General features: G+C 64.4%; 23 protein-coding genes. 20 read left to right on the top strand and 3 right to left on the bottom strand.

Features of this window, described 5'->3' with window-relative positions:
• Window positions 1-76: 76 nt before the first annotated feature.
• Window positions 77-532 (bottom strand): MarR family winged helix-turn-helix transcriptional regulator, encoded by a 456-nt coding sequence (locus tag J2848_RS01875; protein WP_149230752.1) that lies wholly within the window; start codon window positions 530-532, stop codon window positions 77-79.
• Window positions 533-668: 136 nt separating this feature from the next.
• The gene (locus tag J2848_RS01870; protein ID WP_042704450.1) at window positions 669-1,088 is read right to left on the bottom strand and encodes an organic hydroperoxide resistance protein; all 420 of its coding nucleotides are present in this window, start codon (window positions 1,086-1,088) and stop codon (window positions 669-671) included.
• A gap of 304 nt (window positions 1,089-1,392) precedes the next feature.
• On the opposite strand from J2848_RS01870, the gene J2848_RS01865 reads away from it, so the two are divergent.
• Window positions 1,393-1,728 carry a hypothetical protein gene (locus tag J2848_RS01865; protein WP_149230751.1) on the top strand — a complete coding sequence of 112 codons (336 nt, stop codon included), beginning with the start codon at window positions 1,393-1,395 and terminating at the stop codon, window positions 1,726-1,728.
• Between the two features lie 37 nt (window positions 1,729-1,765).
• Here the strand turns inward: J2848_RS01865 and J2848_RS01860 are convergent, their stop codons facing one another.
• Entirely contained in the window at window positions 1,766-2,257 is a 492-nt protein-coding gene (locus J2848_RS01860; protein ID WP_149230750.1) for a hypothetical protein, read from the bottom strand.
• Window positions 2,258-2,770: 513 nt separating this feature from the next.
• On the opposite strand from J2848_RS01860, the gene J2848_RS01855 reads away from it, so the two are divergent.
• The 19 genes from J2848_RS01855 (at window position 2,771) to J2848_RS01770 (ending at window position 18,953) form a co-directional block, all read left to right on the top strand.
• Window positions 2,771-3,646, top strand: a complete 876-nt coding sequence (locus J2848_RS01855) for a hypothetical protein (RefSeq protein WP_149230749.1) — start codon at window positions 2,771-2,773, stop codon at window positions 3,644-3,646.
• Window positions 3,647-4,043: 397 nt separating this feature from the next.
• Complete coding sequence (locus J2848_RS01850; protein ID WP_149230748.1) at window positions 4,044-4,376, top strand: hypothetical protein; 333 nt, start codon at window positions 4,044-4,046, stop codon at window positions 4,374-4,376.
• Between the two features lie 201 nt (window positions 4,377-4,577).
• On the top strand, window positions 4,578-5,867 hold the full coding sequence (locus J2848_RS01845; protein WP_149230747.1) for a tyrosine-type recombinase/integrase: 1,290 nt from the start codon (window positions 4,578-4,580) through the stop codon (window positions 5,865-5,867).
• A gap of 734 nt (window positions 5,868-6,601) precedes the next feature.
• Window positions 6,602-7,204 (top strand): hypothetical protein, encoded by a 603-nt coding sequence (locus tag J2848_RS01840; protein WP_149230746.1) that lies wholly within the window; start codon window positions 6,602-6,604, stop codon window positions 7,202-7,204.
• Window positions 7,201-8,376, top strand: coding sequence for an AAA family ATPase (locus J2848_RS01835; protein ID WP_149230745.1), 1,176 nt, complete (start codon window positions 7,201-7,203; stop codon window positions 8,374-8,376). The genes J2848_RS01840 and J2848_RS01835 overlap by 4 nt, the downstream gene beginning before the upstream one ends.
• 141 nt (window positions 8,377-8,517) lie before the next feature.
• Window positions 8,518-8,742, top strand: a complete 225-nt coding sequence (locus J2848_RS01830) for a hypothetical protein (protein ID WP_149230744.1) — start codon at window positions 8,518-8,520, stop codon at window positions 8,740-8,742.
• Window positions 8,739-9,056 (top strand): hypothetical protein, encoded by a 318-nt coding sequence (locus J2848_RS01825; protein WP_149230743.1) that lies wholly within the window; start codon window positions 8,739-8,741, stop codon window positions 9,054-9,056. The genes J2848_RS01830 and J2848_RS01825 overlap by 4 nt, the downstream gene beginning before the upstream one ends.
• A 129-nt stretch (window positions 9,057-9,185) precedes the next feature.
• Window positions 9,186-10,391, top strand: a complete 1,206-nt coding sequence (locus J2848_RS01820; protein WP_149230742.1) for a phage portal protein — start codon at window positions 9,186-9,188, stop codon at window positions 10,389-10,391.
• Complete coding sequence (locus J2848_RS01815) at window positions 10,384-12,813, top strand: phage major capsid protein (protein WP_211103082.1); 2,430 nt, start codon at window positions 10,384-10,386, stop codon at window positions 12,811-12,813. The genes J2848_RS01820 and J2848_RS01815 overlap by 8 nt, the downstream gene beginning before the upstream one ends.
• Window positions 12,814-12,840: 27 nt before the next feature.
• Window positions 12,841-13,257 (top strand): hypothetical protein, encoded by a 417-nt coding sequence (locus J2848_RS01810; protein WP_149230741.1) that lies wholly within the window; start codon window positions 12,841-12,843, stop codon window positions 13,255-13,257.
• A 128-nt stretch (window positions 13,258-13,385) separates the two neighbouring features.
• Complete coding sequence (locus J2848_RS01805; protein WP_149230740.1) at window positions 13,386-13,565, top strand: hypothetical protein; 180 nt, start codon at window positions 13,386-13,388, stop codon at window positions 13,563-13,565.
• On the top strand, window positions 13,549-14,133 hold the full coding sequence (locus tag J2848_RS01800) for a head-tail connector protein (RefSeq protein ID WP_149230739.1): 585 nt from the start codon (window positions 13,549-13,551) through the stop codon (window positions 14,131-14,133). Before J2848_RS01805 ends, J2848_RS01800 begins: the two co-directional genes overlap by 17 nt.
• 6 nt (window positions 14,134-14,139) lie before the next feature.
• Window positions 14,140-14,496 (top strand): HNH endonuclease signature motif containing protein, encoded by a 357-nt coding sequence (locus J2848_RS36085; RefSeq protein WP_149230738.1) that lies wholly within the window; start codon window positions 14,140-14,142, stop codon window positions 14,494-14,496.
• A gap of 28 nt (window positions 14,497-14,524) precedes the next feature.
• The gene (locus J2848_RS01795; RefSeq protein WP_211103081.1) at window positions 14,525-14,995 is read left to right on the top strand and encodes a phage terminase small subunit P27 family; all 471 of its coding nucleotides are present in this window, start codon (window positions 14,525-14,527) and stop codon (window positions 14,993-14,995) included.
• A complete protein-coding gene (locus J2848_RS01790; protein WP_149230737.1) occupies window positions 14,967-16,586 on the top strand; it encodes a terminase large subunit in 1,620 nt (539 codons plus the stop codon). Before J2848_RS01795 ends, J2848_RS01790 begins: the two co-directional genes overlap by 29 nt.
• Before the next feature lie 11 nt (window positions 16,587-16,597).
• Window positions 16,598-16,975: a hypothetical protein gene (locus J2848_RS01785; protein ID WP_149230736.1), complete on the top strand. Its 378-nt coding sequence runs from the start codon at window positions 16,598-16,600 to the stop codon at window positions 16,973-16,975.
• 2 nt (window positions 16,976-16,977) lie between these two features.
• Window positions 16,978-18,105, top strand: coding sequence for a hypothetical protein (locus tag J2848_RS01780; protein ID WP_170307000.1), 1,128 nt, complete (start codon window positions 16,978-16,980; stop codon window positions 18,103-18,105).
• Window positions 18,106-18,114: 9 nt separating this feature from the next.
• Window positions 18,115-18,525, top strand: a complete 411-nt coding sequence (locus tag J2848_RS01775; protein WP_170306999.1) for a hypothetical protein — start codon at window positions 18,115-18,117, stop codon at window positions 18,523-18,525.
• A complete protein-coding gene (locus J2848_RS01770) occupies window positions 18,522-18,953 on the top strand; it encodes a phage tail terminator-like protein (protein ID WP_170306998.1) in 432 nt (143 codons plus the stop codon). Before J2848_RS01775 ends, J2848_RS01770 begins: the two co-directional genes overlap by 4 nt.
• Window positions 18,954-18,961: the final 8 nt, after the last annotated feature.

Raw genomic sequence — 18,961 nt, 5'->3', positions numbered from 1 at the left:
CGATCGGAAGAGCTGCCGGATAGAAAAGGCTCTCCCGCCGCCGATTTCCAGCCCCTTTCGCGGGGATCGGCCCCCTTCAGTTCTGATCCGCGGCCCGATTCAGGTCATCGCGCAGCCGCAGCAGCGCTTCGCGGAGCGACATCAACTCGCCAGCCGAGCTGCCGGCAGCGGCGGCGATGTGCGTCGGCAGACATTCCGCCTGTGCCCGCAGAGCCGCCCCTTCGGCGGTCAGGCCGATGCGCACCAGCCGCTCGTCCTGCGGATCACGGCTGCGGGTCACCAGCCTCTGCCCTTCCATCCGCTTCAACAGCGGAGTCAGCGTGCCGCTGTCCAGCCCCAGCCGCTCGCCGAGCAGCTTCATCGACTGCCCGTCTTCCTCCCACAGCAGCAGCATGATCAGATACTGCGGATAGGTCAGGCCAAGCTTCTCCAGCATCGGCCGATAAACCCGGCTCATCGCCAGATTTGCCGAATAGAGCGCGAAGCAGGCTTGGTTGGAGAGCAGAAGCGGGTCGTCCTTGTCGGCTGCCATGATGTCAGACCCTTGGAAAGCGGCGCGCCGCCGGAATGCCGCGTGTCGATCGTGCGCCCTGCACAATCGCGCGCAACAGCCCGGCGGCGCAATGCCGAAGACTTTTCGCCTCAGGCGATATTCTCAGGTCCCATCCTTAAGCAACGGTCGTGGTGACCGGGATGTTGCCCTTGGTGGCGTGGCTGTAGGGGCAGACCTTGTGGGCGCGGGCCAGCAGATCCTCGGCGGCGGCCTTGTCCATGCCCGGCAGCGAGACCACGAAGTCGACCGTCAGCCCGAAACCCTCGCCGTCGTCGCGGGCACCGATGCCGACCTTGGCGTTCACCGTCAGATCGGCCGGGACGGCGATCTTGTCGCGGTTGCCGACGAACTTGATGGCGCCGATGAAGCAGGCGGAATAGCCGGCGGCGAACAGCTGCTCGGGGTTGGTGGCGCCACCCTGGCCGCCGAGTTCCTTCGGCGCGGCCAGCGCGACCGACAGCAGACCATCCTCGCTGACAGCCTTGCCATCGCGGCCACCGGTGGCGGTCACCTTGGTCGAATACAGGGTCTTCATGGCGTGTGCTCCTTCGTTGGGTGGTGATTTTCGGGAGTAGAGGATTTTGGCTTCTAGGGCGGCGGCTTCGGCCGGCGCCCATCGATCTCGCAAGAAGGACTATTGTGCACAATTCGATTGCGCGCAACACATTTGATCGTGTGCTACTCGATTGTGCGCAATGCGTCTGGCGCATGGCACAGGATTTCGACGCGAGTTCCCCCGGCCGCAGACGAACCGGCGCCGACGCATCAGCGTCACCACGCCGGTGGTTGAGGAGACAAGAATGTTGTTTCCTAGGCTTTATGCAGGGGAGTGCAACGATGTGGAGGACGTAGTCAGCAAGAAAGACGGTCAATGCTGCCACGTTCAAGCTCGTCTTCCGGCATTCGGCTTTGAGGGAATTGCAGGCACGAGCGCACAACCAATAATTCAAGGGATGAGAGAAAAATCACTACATCCTGATTTCGCATCACTGCTGGACCAGTTCCGTCTCGACATGGAGGTCCGGCGGACCATCATCGCCAGACAACAAGAACAGGTGGATATGGCCCGCGCCCTCATTTCCGAAAGCCGGAGGGCAATAGGAAGGTCTCGAGCAAGGATACCGAAGCAAGAACCGATGCACACCGCAAGCGATCGACAGAACAGCGGTTTCTGATGTCAGTTCGCGATACTGTGCCCGGCCCTCGCAATGTTCAAGGTCCGGCGACTGGATGACGCGGCGGCACCCGATGATCCAGGAAAAGAAAAATCCTTCCGGTACTGGTCAGAGCAACAGGATTCGAACCTGCACTCCCAAGACCATAGAAGGAAACTCCCATTCCGATATATTTGTATTCAACGGAAATAATACCAATCTCAAGGACTGATTCAGTGTTACATTGCCACGTCTCGCAATCACTCTTGCAAATTATTCTCTGCAATCCAAGCCAAGCACGAGAGACGGAATGACGCCCATCGGAATACTTTAAGGGCTTATAGACCAATACCCACTCGCACAGGCGGGCACCGGTTACGGTATGCGCAAGCAGCTGCTCGGCCGCGCCTTCGGTCAGCGAGTCGGCCCGGCTTGTGTAGGTCGGATGAAAGACGGCATGCCTCGCCTTGGTCCCGGCTCCACTGGTCGCGCCGTTGCTCCGCAGCGCCAGCAGGATGTCGCAGCCCCCGGGAAAGGGATTGCCCACCAAGGTATTAAATCACAATAACGCGCGATTCTGAACGTAGGCGAAAATGTACAGGGGTCTTTCTCGAATTATACAGAGAGTTAAACACGAGAAATCTCAAACTAAAATATTCTGCCGCATGATTACTTTGTTCGGCTCACACTACGCCATATCCATCGAAAACCGCTTTACCATCTGTATAGACAGCTGATGACCATCGCGTCGTTCTCCTTGTGATCGATGGAGCAATGATAATCACTATACTTTTATAGCTTTACGACTCAACTGAGCATGGGCGCCTTCTCTCGCCGGCACCGTTGTGAGTGTATATCACGGTATGCACCGTACCTTACTTGCAGACCAATCGTCACACTCACTCGTCAGCGGTTGAGCATTTCTGACAAACGTAGTACCTCAAACGGGTACAGAGTAATTAAACTGCCGAGTGCCGGTATCCAAATTACCGAGGGCGATCACAGTTTCAGGTTTCTTTTATGGGAGTGGTGGATGAGAGTCGTTCTATCGGTAGCTGTCGCGATGACCCTGATGATATCTGGTTGTCAAACCAGCGGCGGCGGGGGCGGAATCCTCGCGAACGCCGACCCGGCCCTCGCATTAGCCAACTCTAGTGACGTGGCGTCCTTCGCCAAGGTCCGGTTCGTCGATCACACGACCGGTCTCAGCAAGGTGATGGGGAGTGCTAACGAGCTAAAGGGGCAAACATATCAACGCGTTCAGAAGGACGTGGCCTCAGCAGCCGGCGGGATTGCGGCCTTCCATCGGGATTTTGCTGCCTTCTGTGCAAAACAGCGTGGCCGATACGGCTACGGGATCTGCAGTGAAGGAGACCGCATCCTGTTCATCGTGGACATTTTCTCGACCCAGAGCCAGCGGAAGCCATCGCTGGTGCATGACTTCGTCGGGGTCGACCTTTTCGTCAACACGGGCACGGACAACGAAGCATTCCTCACTGAAGTTGCCCCTCTGTCGCTAATGCTGAAGCCGGTCCGATTCGCCCAGCCGAAAGCCAAAGCCACCAAGGAGTTGTTCGCCCAGTATGACGCCATAGCCGCCCAGATGACGGGATCGCCGGTCCTTTCCGGCCTTGTCGAGGCGGAGCGGCAGCAGATCGCAAGGGGCATTCACGAGGCCGTGACGAACCCAGAGGGTCAATCGGGCTGGCTCATGGTTGAGGCCGTCGGCGGCATTATCCGGGCAGGCGAACGGTACAATCGTGGCGGCAACAACTGTCGCGACGTGACTATACGGCGTATCGTAGACAAGACGCCCAGCCTTATCGGAGAACTGGCTTCCATCGTAAGCGGAGCGAGAGAAGTGAACAACTGGACGATCAAACACACGGTCTGTCAGCCTGCCTCCAGTGATTTGACAGGATGGCAGATCACCGCTTGACAGGACAGCGTGTATTTTCCGGGATGCAGACCGGTGCTTAGTTCAAATCGATCCTAGTCTCCAAAAACTGTGGCGGCCAAAGTGTTCACTTGTGAACATTTTGGCCTCCCGTCTCAGCGGACCGGCACCCACCCACGCAGGCAGGCGCCGGTCAGATTATGCGCCAGCAGTTGCTCGGCCGTGCCGTCGGTAAGCGCATCGCCCCGGCTGGTGTAGATCGGACGGAAGGCGGTGCAGCCCCCGTCAGTCCTGGCTCAGGCGCGTGGTTGGAAGCAGCAGCACCTGCTGACCTACAAGAGCGGGGAGAAGGGCAGGCGCCAGCCGGTGAAGAACCCGAAGCGGGCGTTGTAGACCGCCATGAAGGCGTTACCGGTTCCACGACACCAAGGCCAGCTAGGTGACCGCCGTGGCCCACGTGGCGACCGCTACCGTCACCCAGCAATTGAGACGTCACCGAAGTTACGAGACGACGAAGCGGTATCTGCGGGTGGCCGACGAAGCGGCGCGCAACGCGGTGGAGGCGATCCCGATGAAGGCCTTCGCCAACGCGGCAACCTCACCAAGTCGCAAACAAGAGGCGCAAACAGAGGGAATGGCGGCAGAGAAGGGAACCCAGGACGCGGCCAAAGAAAAAGCCCCGGAACCGTTGGGTTCCAGGGCTTCTTTGCTCCCTCCGGAACTGGTCGGAGCGACAGGATTTGAACCTGCGACCCCCAGACCCCCAGTCTGATAGTCAGACGTGTCATGAAATGTCAGACCGCGCGCGGACCCCTGAAATACCCTTGATATATGCCGCTTTCAGCGAATAGCATCTGACTCAGCGTGCCACGAAATGTCAGAGAATGTCGTTTCTCTGGGTCCGCTGGGGGTCCGCACGCGACCTTCAGACCTGGGAAAAGGTCCGCAAGTCTGATGCGCTGGAAAGGGGGAGATGATGAGGTTCACGCAACGTCTGATCGACGGGCTGGAGTGTCCGGACGGGAAGAAGGACAAGTTGTTCTTCGATGACGTCCAGAAGGGACTGGCCGTCCGCGTGACCGCGGGGGGCAGCAGGACGTACCTGGCTCAATTCACCGTCGCGGGCGGAAAGAAGCGGGTACCGCTCGGCTCCGTCGGCGCCATATCTCTGGCCGCCGCACGCGAAGCGGCGCAGGCGATCCTTGGTGAGGTGGCGAAAGGTAAAGACCCCGCGACCGAACGCAAAGCCGCCACTGCCGCCGCGAAGGCGAAGAAGGAGCGCGACGCCTTGACCCTGGATGTCCTAATTGGGGATTGGGAGCGGCTCGGCTTGGCAGGAAACAAGCCCGCCTACGCCGCAGAGGCGACACGCGCACTTCGAAAAGCCTACGCCGACCTTCTGAATAAGCCGGCGGCCGAGATCGACCGCAAAACCGTGCTGAAGGTCCACGACAAAATGGTAGCTGCCGGGAAGGCCACCACCGCCGCCCGAGTGGTCGCCTACGGCAAAGCCGCCTATAGCTGGGCCGTCAAGCGGGGGACGCTGACCGCGAATCCGTTCATCGGGCAGCCGGTGCAGGCACCGCGGGAGCGCGATCGCGTCCTATCGGATTCCGAACTGGCTGAAATCTGGACCCAGACCGCCGCCGACACAACGTTCGGGGCGATCGTCCGAATGCTCATGCTGACCGGCCAACGGCGCGACGAAGTAGCAGGGATGGTCTGGGGCGAACTGGCACCGGATCTTTCGACCTGGATGCTGCCGGCCGACCGAGTGAAGAACTCCAATCCCCACCTGGTTCCCCTGCCCGCTCCGGTTCGCGAGTTGATCGCCACGCAACCCCGTCTCACGAGAAAGGACGGCGAACCTGATTTCGTCTTCTCCGGCCGCGTCGGGCAGTTCAGCGGGTGGTCGAGATGCAAGGAGCGTCTCGACGCCGCCATCCACGCGGCGCGGCTTAAAGCTGCCGAAGAAGCTGGTGAAGACCCGAAAGCGGTGAAGCCGATGGCGCCCTGGGTGCTGCACGACTTGCGGCGGACCCTGGCAACCGGCCTTCAACGGCTTGGTGTCCGATTGGAAGTAACCGAAAGTATTCTGAATCATACTTCTGGTTCTCGTGGTGGAATCGTCGGAGTATACCAGCGCCACGACTGGCGAGATGAGAAGACGGCGGCACTAGATGCTTGGGCAGCCCATGTCATGGCCGTCGTATCCGGAAAGAAGACACCGCACAATGTCGTGCCGCTGCGGGCATCAGCATAAAGCGTGCCAACCAGAAATGAGCAAAGCTAATAATGTGTCTGACATGCAACACCAGTAGAAGTCATCTTATGAGCCATGCTGATAAATGAAGTGAAAATAGGCCAGAATATGAACGGCGCTCATCAAAAGTGAGCGCCGATTTATTTTCAGTGCAATTGTACGTCTCGCGTAGCGTAGACGGGGATACGGCGCATCAATACATTTCCTGGCACCGAATGGCATGCAGGTGCGACATGAGTATTATCAATACCCCACGGGTTAGGACGCTGAAAGAAACGGCGCGAGATGCCGGAATCGGCCTGAGGACGCTCTACCGGTTGCTCGAAGTTGGCGAGGGACCGGCGACGGTATCTCTTTCGGAGCGCCGCCGCGGTGTCCTCAACGAGGACTTCGACGTCTGGCTGAACTCGCGGCGCCGTCCTGCCCCTGGTCGTCAGTAATCCGCCCCTTTCATTTTGAAACCCCAACATTCTCGAATGATTGGGGCGGATTATGTCGAACAGCGTCAAAAACCATTCCCCTACCACAGAGCATCTCGATTCACGCCCTGTAAAAGGTGCGAACATGCTCCAAGTTTCTTCCGCTTTTGATCTGGGCGCATTCGCCCTTCGCTGTTTCAAATTCCATTCCAGTAAGGCTGCCGATCGCAAGCTCTCGCATGAAGAGAGGCGGGCGGCATTGTGCGAGGGTCTACACATCCTCGCGCAAGCTGCCACCGCAGGGGCTTTCTCGTCATGGCGGTAATCGACCTGGACACCGAGTTCGATGCCGCCGTTTCCGCGGTGCCGCCGAACGACGCCGGCCGGATCGGCGAATGGCTGGCCGCCCGCGGGCTGAGCGCTCGCACTCGGGCTTGGGTCGGCGGGGTCGGTATCTCCAGGGCGACGCTGTCGCGTGTCAGTCGCACCTTCGAGCCGAACCCTGTCGGCGTGAGCGTGCTGATCGCCGCCGCCTGGGTCGGGCAGGCGGGGCTTTCGGAAATTGAAGATCTGGTCGCTTGGCGCCCGTCCGACCCAGGCACCCTATTCCTGCGTCGCGGCGACGCGATCTTCGTCGGTGCCGACGGCGTGCGGCAGGCGCTGGTGAGCGCAAGCCCGTTGCGGATCCATCGCTCCGTCGAGCGATTCGCCGCGGCTGGCGGCGACGTCTATGGTGAGTTTCCCGGCGCGGTGATCGTCGCCCCGGCAATGGCCGGGTGGCTACACCTCAGGGACATGCCCGCCCTGATCGTCGACGACGTCGAACACGGTCGCGAGGTGCGCGACCTTTTGGAAGCGTCCAGGCCGGCGCTGCCTCCGATCCTCGTTTCGGCGGACGCCGACCGGCGGGCAGCATGACTGTGCCCCGCGGATACTCCAGCCTGGAGGAGGCAGAGCGACGGCAGCAATCTCAGCGCCGCCCCTTTATCGACAACAGGGTGCGGAGCGAGCCCAACCCTCGCTTCGCCGCGGCGCCGCCCTCAATCCTGGACGGGGACTGCGCGCGTTGGTTGGGCAAGGAGCCGGAGGACGTCCCTTTCGTCATCGGTGGCTTGGTGCCGCGCGGCATGACGACGCTTCTGGTCGGGCATGGCGGCGCCGGCAAGTCGATGCTCGCACAGGTAGCTATGACCTGCATCCCCACCGGCAATGACTTCCTGGGCCGGACCACCGAAGGCGGCACCACCGCGGGCATGTTCGCAGAAGACCCGGACGTCGTCCTTCATGCCCGCCAAGTTCGCATCAACAGTTATCTCAACGTCGATATGGAGGCGCTGGTTGGTCGGTCATTCCCCAAATCCTATGCCGGAGTGGATGCATGCTTGTGGCGTGCCGGAAAGACCACCCCCGTTTTTGATCGGCTGGAAACCGACCTCCGCCATATCGCTGATCTTCGCCTGATCGTCATCGACAACGTGGCGCTTGTCTATGCCGATAACGAGAATGACCGCATCCCTGTATCGGGGTTCGTCAACGCCTTGAACGGCATGGCCTCCCGCCTGAACGCCGGACTGATCCTCTGCACACACACGTCCAAGAGCACGGAGGACAGCGGCAACAGGCTCGCCAGCGGATCCACGGCGTGGGTCAATGCCAGCCGCTCCGTTCTGGTGGTGAAGCCGGATGAGACCAACCCCGACCGGGTGACGCTGCGGGTAGCGAAGGCGAACCATGCTCGCACCGGCGATAAGCTGGAGCTGATCTGGATGGATGGTGTGCTGCGCCTCAAGGACGCCGCACCCACCGGCGCGTTCGGTGCCATTCATAAACGGCAGGTGGACAGAATGTTCCTGGACGCGCTGGCACGCGCCACGGCCGCCGGCATCACGCTCAATGCCAGCGCCAATACCAGCCGCTACGCCCCGCGGTATCTGGCGCAGGGCGAGGATATGACCGGGCTGACAGAACGCGACCTCACCGCCGCCATGCGCCGTCTCTTGGACGCTCGCGCCATCCGGGAGGTGACCGAGGGCCCTCCGTCGAAGCCTCGCTCTCGGCTGGTGATGGTCAAGCAGGAGAGCGAGGAATGACCTTTCACGCCTCCTTCCGCGCCCTTCCGCGCCCGAAAAGCCCTTTGTTTTCAACGTTCCACGCTCCTTCCGCGCCCCCTCTCCCCTACGGGGAGAGTGCCCCGCCCCCCGCGTGGAAGCGGGACCGGAGACCTGAACCCCATGGAGACGACAATGAACGACACCCCCCACCAATATCTCGATGCTGCCATCTCCGCCGCCAGCCGGCTGGTGCTGTACGGCGGCCTGGAGCGGCCGGCTATGGACGCCGCGTGCGACGCCTACCTGGCTCTACACCGCGTTCGCGACGCGCTGGCGGGCGCCTGCCCGACCGATCCCACCAACCGCGATGGCGGTGCGTCAGATCGCCGGGAAGGTGCCCTGTGACCGACCACCGACTCACCGCCGAACAGGTCGATCTCTATCGCGACGTCGCCCGCGAGATCGACCGGACGGCCAGCGCCGCTGAGCTGCCTGTCGAGGGGCGCATCGGCGCGGCCCTATCCGGAGTGACGGCCCTGGCGGACCGGGAAGCCGGACCCGGCGCCGGGGTGATCCTCATGCTCGACTTCTTGCGGCAGGCGATTGCCGACCGGCCGGAGACGGCCTTTGGGATTGGCGACGCACTCGAGGGGCTGCTCGCGGCCATCGGCGGGGCGATCCTTCAGGTAGAGGAAAGTAAAAATCAGACACGTCATTGAGGAAAGCAGAAATTGCCTCGTAGCTTGCGACAGTATAGATGAGCAATACTCATAGTACACGATGCGTATAGTTCTGATTTTCTCTTGACGGTCACACGAGGTTAAGCCACCTTCATCGCGAGGTGGGCAATGGGTTTCTTCCGACGGTTGGTGGGGCTTGAGCGGCGTTCCGGATCGCTGGGCGATTTGGAACGTCTTTTTGCGCTCGCGAATACCACCGCAAGCGGGTTGAGTGTCAGCCCCGATGGCGCCCTTCAGTCCCCGACCTGCCTCGCCTGCGTCCGCGTCCTGAGCGAAAGCATTTCGCAAATCCCCGTTCACGTTTTCCGGCGCGGCCCCAACGGCGAGAAGGACCGAGCTGGGGATCATCCTGTCGAGAAGTTGATTTCGGGCTGCCCCATCGACTGGATGACCTCGGTCGAGTTCCGGCAGAGCATGATGACTTCCGCCCTGTTGCACGGCGCGGCCTACGCCTGGGTCGGTCGTGCCGGCGGTCGTGTCGTCGAGATTGTCCCCATCGCCCCAGGCGTCATTACCCGCGAAACCGACCGGCTCACCGGGGAGCCGCGCTTCTTCGCCACCACCACGGACGGCGGACGGCGCGAAGTCGATCGCCGCGACCTACTGGTGATCCGCCTGCCCGGTGCCGACCCGAACCGCGATCTTTCCTTGGTCCACCTGCTGCGCGAAAGCATCGCCCTCGACATCGCGATGGCCGGCTACGCCGCAAAGCTGTTCGCCAAAGGATGCCGGCCGAGCGGCGCCTTGAAAGCGTCCGGCCGCCTCACTCCCGAGGCGATCAAGCGCCTTCAGACTTCAGTGCAGGCAGCGCATTCCGGGGCCGAAGCCGGGAAGCTGATCGTCCTCGAAGAGGGTTTGAGCTTCGAGCAGATGCAGTTCAGTTCGGTGGATGCCCAGTATCTCGAAACATGGCGCCGCCTGACTTCGGAAATCTGCCGTGGTTTCCGCGTGCCGGTCCATTTGGCGCAAGACTGGGAGCGGGCGACTTGGAGCAATTCCGAGCACATGTCCCAGTCATTCCTGACCTTGACCATGATGCCGTGGATCAAGATTTGGGAGCAGGCGATGATGCGCGACCTTCTGGACGAGGGAGAGCGCGAGGACTTCTACATCGAATTTGTCACTGCTGACTTGGCCCGTGCCGACCTGTCCGCTCGGTTCAACGCCTACACCGCCGCCGCAAACGCCGGGATCTTGACCGTGAACGAGATCCGGGCGCTGGAATCTCGTCCCCCGCTGCCGGGTGGCGACGTGCTGCGCCAGCCGTTGAACATGACCAATGCCGCCGGCCAGGGAGGCAAGGCCGATGGCTGAGAACCTGCCAAGCTTGGATCCGGCCACCATGATCGCCGAGGCCGGCGCCGACCTGACTCGCCGGCTGGTCGACGTCGCGCAGCAGACGGTGCGGGATGCCCTGGACGCCGGGCGGCCGGCGACCGTCGCCGACGTGCTCAACCTGCTCCAAGGGCTGGTCGATACACTGCCGGCCGCCCTGGCCGCCACCATCACCGACGAGTTGCCCCGGATCGCCGATCAGGCGATGACTGCGGCCGAAGTCGAGATTGCCGACGCCCGCGCGGAGTCCGGGCAGCCCTTTCCGCCAGTCACCCCGCCGCCTGTCGGTGACGCCTCGTCCTGGTGCACGACCGCCGTCGCGGCCTTGATCGCATCTATCCGCAAGAGGGTGGAACCGGCTGCCCAAGTCCCCACCGCAACTGCCGGCGAGCTATCCGCCGCAGTCATGGCCGAGCTGGATTCCGAGATTTCGGCTGCGGTTTCTGCTCTGGTGGACACGATGACGGCCAGGACCGTGAACGAGTCGCGGATGGAAGTTTTCCGCCAGAACAGCGACATCGTCCAGAAGGTTAAGGTCATCACCGTTGCTGACGCCAAGCGGTCGGAGGTCTGCACCAACATGTCAGGTGCAGTATTCGACCCGAAACGTCCGGTGCCAACGCCGCCTTTTCACGCCAATTGCCGCAGCTATCTGCGTGCGATCACGACTGCTAAGCGCAAGCCGCGTGCGACTGACGCTGAAGTCTACCGCCAAAACTTTGCGATCTATCGGAGATTGCAGCGAGAGGCGAAGGCGGCGGCGGAGAAGGCTGCCGCTGCGGAAGGACGGGCGGACGACGAGCGGCTCGAGCTGCGGTTCGCGCCGTCGCTGGACGGGGCCGGCACCTTCACCGGTATCGCCAACGCCTATGGGGTTCTCGACGCCCATCGTACCGAGTTCCGGGCAGGAGCCTTCGCAGCCAGCATCGCGGAGCGTCGGGCTGCGGGTCAGAAGGTTCCGCTGCTGCTGCATCACGATCCCGAACGTCCTTGCGGCGTTGTCGAGGAACTGCGCGATGCGCCAGACGGGCTGCACATCACCGGTCGGTTCCTGCTGACCACGCCCGACGGGCGTGAGGCCCATGATCTGGCCAAAGTCGGCGCGGTTTCTTTGTCGGTTGGCTTTCGCCGCCTGCGCGACGAGCCCCGTCCCGGTGGCGGACGGATCATCACGGAAGCCCGGCTGGCGGAAGTCAGCGTCGTCAGCATCGCATCGAATCCCAAGGCGCGGATCCTCGAGGTTCGCGCCGCTTCACCCGCCGCGCCGCCGGCACAGCAGAAGGAGGCCGCAATGGCCCTCGACAACGAGGCCGCGCCGAACAGCGCGGAGAACACCGAGACCCGCACCGATACGACCGCCGAGACGCGCGGCGCGATCGACGCGATCAACAAGCGTCTGGACAAGATCGAAGCCCGCGCCGGCCGCGCCGGGCTGGCCGGTGGCGAACAGCGGGGCGAGGGCGAACTGGAGCGGCGCGCCTATGAGAGCTATCTGCGCCACGGCGACCGCGCGCCGGCCGACGAAATGCGTGCGCTTACCGTCTCCAATGATCCCCAGGGCGGCTATCTCGCGCCGGCCGAAATCAGCACCGAGTTCATCCGCGATCTGGTGGAGTTCTCGCCCATCCGCGCGATGGCGACCGTCCGCCAGACTGCCGCGCCCAGCGTGAAGTATCCCCGACGCACCGGCGTCACCAATGCGCAGTGGGAGGGCGAAGGTGACGATCATGCCGAGAGCACCGTGCCGTTCGGGCAGGTGGACATCCCAGCACGGAACCTCTCCACCTTCGTCGACATCTCGAATCAGCTCCTCGCTGACAGCAGCGGCACGGCCGAGGCCGAGGTGCGCCGAGCCCTGGCCGAGGATTTCGGCCAGAAGGAGGGGCTGGCGTTCGTCTCCGGTTCCGGCCCCCTTCAGCCTGAGGGCCTGCTGACCGCTTCGGGCGTCGGCTACACCGCGACGGGCAACGCCTCGACGCTTGGTTCCGCTCCGGCCGACCTGCTCATCACCGCCATGTACGCGCTGCCGGCGGCCTACCGTGCCCGCGGCACCTGGCTCATGAACGGCTCCACGCTGGCTGCGATCCGCAAGCTGAAGGATGGTGCCACCGGCACCTATCTGTGGCAGCCGGCCTATGCCGCCGGCCAGCCGGAAACCATTCTCGGGCGCCCGGTGGTCGAGGTTCCCGACATGGACGACGTCGGCAGCGGCGCCACCCCCATTGCCTTCGGCGACATCGCCACCGCGTACCGGATCGTCGATCGCCTGGATATGTCGATCCTGGTGAATCCGTACCTGCTGGCCACGAGGGGCATCACCCGCATCCATGCCACGCGCCGCGTCGGCGGTGCCGTGGTGCAGCCGGCCGCCCTGCGCAAGATCAAGTGCGCGACTTCGTAAGCGGCGCTCGCGAGAAGGATCCTCATCATGCGTGACCTGCACAACAACATCGCCGTGCGCCGGGGCCTGTCTCCGGTTGCCGCCGGCACCGACAATACCGCCTACGTCTCCGAGATCGTCGACACGCAGGGCTTCGGCTCGTGCGAGTTCATCATCCTGATCGGTGCCAACACCGACGCAGACGTCACCTTCAGTGTGCTCTTCGAGGACGGCGACGCCGCCAACCTGTCCGACCACGCCGCCGTCGCAGACGAGTACCTGCTCGGTACCGAGGCTGCCGCGTCGTTCGACTACTCGGACGACAACGAGGTTCGAAAGATCGGCTACGCCGGCCCGAAGCGCTACTGCCGCGTGACCATCACGCCGGCGGGCAACAACTCGGGCAACATCTTCATCGCCGGTGCCTGGGTGCTGGGCCACCCCGCGACCGCCCCGGTGGCGTGACGAACCGGGCCGCCCCAACCGGCCCCCTGATGGCCCGCGGCTGGCCCCGGACGGCCGCGGTGCAAGTAGGCGGCGAGGGTTGCCCTACAGCCCTCGCCACCTGCGCCCCCCTTGGTAGAGGAACTTCGATGGAAAAGCTGAAGGGGGACGCCTTGATTGCTGGGCTGGTCAGTAGCCCGGCTTGGGTGGCTGCGCTCCAGAACGTCAACGTCCTGCTGACCACCGTGACCTTGCTGCTCGGTATCGCTCTCGGCATCCGCCGGATGCGCTCAGACGATAAGGACGGCGACGATGCTCGAGGTGATTGAGGCCCCGGCCAGCGATCTGGTCGATCTGGCGATGGTGAAGTCCCATCTCGGCATCGTCGGGACCGACGACGACGCCATCATCGGCGCGCTCATTGCCCGCGCCAGCGCGGCCATCACCTCCTACATCGGCGCCCCGATCTTGGCCGGCACCTACCGCGAGACCCTCGAGACCGGGGGCGGGCAAGCGGTGATTGCCCTGTCACGCTACCCGGTGACGACCGTGACCAGCGTCGAGGTGGACGGCAGCGAGCTGCCTTCCGGCTTCCGCCTGGACGCCGACGCCGGCCTTCTGCTGCGGACCGACTCCGCCGGCCGGTCACGCCCCTGGGAATGCGGCGCCGTCGTCGAGGTGAGCTACAGCGCCGGCTACGCCACCTGTCCGCCCGACATCGAGCAGGCCGTGCTCGAGCTGGTGAGCGCCGCGTGGTCGCAACGTGGTCGCGATCCGGGCCTGAAGAGCATCGGGATCGGCAGCATCAATCTCGGCTATTTCGGCGCCGACGCGCTGCCCGGCATCGCCAGCGTCGCACCGCTGCTTGATCGTTACCGCGTTCCGGCGGTTGGGTGATCCGTCATGCCCTTCCGCCCGCCCCGTGTCTGCCCACGATGCCGCAATCTGGCCCCCGCCGGCCAGCGCTGCGCCTGCACGCCACGGGCACCGGATCCGAACCGAGATGCTCGGTGGAAGCCCTACAGCTCGCCCGAATGGCGGGCGTTGAGGGCTGCCCACCTTGCAGCGAACCCGCGCTGTATCGTCTGTGGGTGTAGGGCGACCATCGTCGATCATGTCCGGCCTTGGAAGAACGACCGCCGCCTGTTCTTGGACCCGTCCAACTTGGCGAGCATGTGCAAGCCCCATCACGACCAGAAGACGAACAGGCAGGACGGCGGCTTCGGCAATCCCGTGAAGGCCGCCGCCGGCCAGCGGTAGGGGGAGGGGGGATCGGGAATTTGGCCGGATGGGGGCCAATGCGGGCGGGGGGGCTTGCGCGAAAACACGGGGAAATTGGGGATTCGCGGTGAAGGGTCGGAAACCGAAGCTGGCAGGTGTGATGGAAGGGGCGGTCGCCGACCGCTGCCCGTCGCCGCCGTCCTGGCTCCCCCAGAACGCGAAAAAGGAATGGAAGCGTGCGGCGAAAGAGTTGCACGGACGGAAGCTGCTGGCAGACGATGTGCTTGCAACGCTTGAGAGTTATTGCGTCGCCGTCGGGCAGGTTCGCGAGTGCGAAGAGCTGATGGCGACGGAAGGCCGCATCGTCAAGACCGAGACCGGCCCGAAGCCGCACCCCGCCTTCAGGATGCAGCAGGGCGCCATGCGCGAAGCCCGCCTACTGGCCGCCGAGTTGGGCCTGACGCCACATCGCCGTTACTCCGGCACCAACGCGGAGAAGGAGGAGGACAATGACGTCCCTGCCGACCTTCTCGGCTGACCCCGACAGCTATCCCGATCCCACCGGACGGGCGGAGCGGATCTGCCGCTTCCTCGAGTGCCTGCGGCTATGGGAGGGCAAGCACGCCGGGGAGCGGTTCCCGCTGCGCCCCTGGCAGCGCGCCGTCATCCGCGCCGTTTACGGCCCGACCGCGCCCAACGGCAAGCGGCTGGTGCGGACGGTCGCCATGTGGATACCGCGCGGCAACGGCAAGACGACGCTGTGCGCCGGCCTGGGGGCCGCTCATTTCGTCGGGCCGGAGAGTGAGGCCGGCGGACAGGTTGTCATGGCCGCAGCCGATCAAGAGAACGCTGGGATCGCCTTCAATTCCTGCTGGAAGATGATCCAGACCAGCCCGCGAGCGGCGGCACGGGTTCGGCCGATGGCAAGCCGGAAGAAGCTCACGCACCTGCACAACGCCAGCACGCTGAAGGCCATCAGCAGCGAGGCGTACAGCAAGCACGGGTTGAACGTCTCGTTCTTCCTCGCTGACGAGATCCATAGCTGGTCACCGGCGGAAGCCCGACCCCTGTTCAAGACCGTGACCGATTCGATGGTAAAGCGCGAGCAGCCGCTTACCTTCATGATCTCAACCGCCGGGGCAGGGCAAGGTGGGCTAGCCTGGGACTGGTGGGACTACTCGCACAAGGTGGCGCGTGGCGAGATTGTCGATCCCACCTTCGTGCCGATCATTTTCGCCGCCCCACCGGATGCGGATTGGCGGGATGAAGCCGTGTGGACCGCCTGCAATCCGGCTATCGCCGACGGGTTCTGTTCCATCGACGAGCTGCGCATCAAGGCCCGGCGGATCGAGCATTTCCCCGCCGAAGTCGCCGACTTCAAGCGGTTCCACCTCAACATCTGGACGGAGGGGGCTGCCGAACCTTGGGTGTCCCTGGACATCTACGACCAAGCGGAACCGACCCGCGATGATGACGATCTGGTGGGTGAACCATGCTGGGTCGGCGTGGACCTGTCCAGCGTTGAAGACCTGACAGCAGTGGTCGCCGTCTTCCGAGATGACGATGGGCCTGAGCCGGCCTACGACGTGCGCGCCAAGTTCTTCCTGCCTTCCGACAACATCGCCCGAAAGTCTGAGGAGGACCGCGCCAGCTACCTGAAATGGGCCGAAGCCGGACACCTGGTGCTCACGGAAGGGAACCGCGTCGATTATCGCGTTGTGACCGACCACATCATCGCGCTGGCGGAGCGGCACGACATTCAGGAAGTAGCGATCGATCGCTGGAACAGCACCGCCGTCACCACCGCGCTGGCGGACGAGGACATCACCGTCGCCGAGCATGGGCAGGGCTTCGCCGGCATGTCCGCGCCGATGAAGGCGCTGAAGGGAGCGCTGCTGGGAGGCAAGTTCCGGCACGGCGGCAATCCGCTTCTGAGGCTGTGCTTCGCCAATGCAGTTGCCGACAAGGATCCAGCCGAAAACGAGAAGCTGACGAAGGCTCGCTCGCGCGGCCGGATCGACGGCGCGGTGGCCGCCTGCATGGCGCTGGGCAGGGCCGCCGCCGGCGAGTCCACCCGCTCGATCTACGACGACGCTGACGCCCGCCCCGGCGGGTTGCTCATCCTGTAGGAGGTGACACGATGGCACTTCTCGACGACGGCCAGTTGGCCCGAACGATCGCCGGCGCGCTCGCCGGCGTGATGGGCCCCCTGACGCTCTCCCGCACCGTCCGCGGCAGTTACGACCCGAGCACCGGCACTGTCGGTCCGGGCACCACCACCACCTGGACCGTCAAGGGCATGCTCGAGGATTTCGGCGTCGGCAGCCTTCAGCGCAGCCAAGCTTGGTTGGACGGCTCCATCGTCCGCGAGGGGGACAGGAAGGCGACCTTGCTGGCTTTCGGCATGGCAACCGTCCCGGCACCTGGTGACGTGCTGACCGCCGGCGGACGGGATCACACCGTCTTGTCGGTGACGTCCGACCCGGCTGGGGCCACCTTCGAGCTGCTAGTGCGGTGACCATGGCGATTCTCACCCCGTCCGAGGTCGAAACCGTGCGCACAGCCATCGCCGCGACATTCGGCACGCTGCATGCCTTCGAGCGCGCGGCTGGTTTGCCGAAGCAGGCCGCCGTGGTGGCGCTCGCTGGCAGGACGTCGCCAGCGCGCGAGGCCATTGTCATCGCGGCGGCCCGCCGGGTGCTGGGCGTTGAGGTCGGACCTGCAAACCTGCCGTTGCCCGACCTGTTCGCGAAGCTGGCGCGGCGCGGGCTGCTGACGGCCCGCGAGATCGAGGCCGGCCGGGCGCTGGAGGCAGTTGCCCGGCGCTGGGCGTGGCCGGGGCTGGAACCGGACGGCGGGCTATTGGCCGCATGGCCGGCCCGGCTGCGGGCGATGTGGGCGGCCCTGCGCGCCGCCGACGGGCACCCGGACATCCGCCGACGCCGCATGCCGCTGCCGAGCCATGTCGCGTGGCGAATCGCTGGCGCGGGAGAGCTCCCTGATGCCCTGCATCACCCCCGCGATGAGCTGGCGCGGCTGGAGCTTGCCGCCCTGCGTCTCGCCCTTGGCGCGGTCGCCGACTTGATCGAGTCGGGCGGCATGCCGGCGAACGAGGCGCCCCCGCCACCCCGTATTCGGAAGCCCGCTGGCGACAAACCGGCCAAGCCGCCGAAGAAGCCGCACCCGGCGTCGCAAGAGCCCAGAGTGAAGAAGGAGGTCGACCCGGCCGTTCTGGCGGCTCGCGCTGAAGGGCGCGCCCGAATTCAAGTGGCCGCCGGTGAACTGGTCCTCAGTCGATGGCCGGCCAGCTATGGCGAGATCATGCACCAGTTCGGGATCACCAAGGCGGTGGTCAAGCAGCTCCGCCGAATCGAGCGTACCCGGCCAGAGCTGTTGGAGGACGTCGCCACAGGCCGTCTGACCGTCAACGCTGCCGACGCAGTGGCATCCAAGTCTGCGCCACGCGCGGATCCTGCAGTGGAAACAGCTGCGCTGTTCGCCGCCGGTATCCCAGCACACGCGGCAACCGGAACGCCGTATTGGGTGAAGCGACTGATGTGCGAGCACCCGGAAATCGCAAGCCGTGCGGCAGCCGGCGAGTTCGTGTCACTTCGTGCGGCCTGCCGCGCCGCCGGCTTGAGAGGGTAGGAGGTCGGAATGGGCTTCGCCGACGCAATCGCGAAATTCTCCAACAAGGCGGTCAACTCCGCCGACCAGGTGGTGCAGCAGGTCGCCACCGAGATCGGGGGCCGACTCGTGAAGCGCACGCCCGTGGAAGAGGGCGAAGCACGGGGAGGCTGGAACGCGAGCATCAATGGCTATTCCGCCGCCGGCACCGGTCGCCTGGATCCTGGTGGCGGGGCGACGATGGAGCAGATCGCCGCCGTCGCGGCGACCGCGAAGGTCGGCGACACCATCTTCATCACGAACTCGGTCCCGCACATCATCCCGTTGGAACACGGTTGGTCGGATCGGGCGCCGAACGGCATGGTCAGCGTCACCGCCCGAGAGGCGCCGCGCATCGTCGCCAACATCGCCGGCCGGATCCGGCAAGGTGGTGTGAGGTGAGCCGCGCCGCGATCCGTGCCGCCCTCGAGACCCAGCTCGCCGCCCTGTCGCCGGCTTGGCCGACCGCCTGGGAGAACGCGCCGTTCACCGCGCCGACCGGGCAGCCCTGGCAGCGTGTCAAGCTGCTGGTCGCCGAGACAGCGCCGCTGGGGATGGGGGTGAACCCCGGGGAGGAGTGGACCGGCACGCTGCACGTCACCCTCTGGTCGCCGGCCGGCGTCGGCCCGTCCCAGGTGGAGGCCCGCGCCGCCCTGATCCGCGGCGACCGGGCCGCTGGCATCACCGGCCTGTTCCATCATGGGCAGGCCCTGACCAGCGGCGGTGTGCAGGTGACCATCCTTCAGCCCCACGACGGCCCCGTGCTCGACTCCAGCCAGGACTGGTACGGGCTGCCGGTTCTAGTGCCCTTCCTGTGCCACCTCCCTTAAAGTAACGC

It is taken from the genome of Azospirillum lipoferum, from assembly GCF_024170005.1.
Taxonomy (GTDB): Bacteria; Pseudomonadota; Alphaproteobacteria; order Azospirillales; family Azospirillaceae; genus Azospirillum; species Azospirillum lipoferum.
Note: the sequence above shows the minus strand (reverse complement) of the source record. Positions and strands in the feature narration are given on the sequence as shown.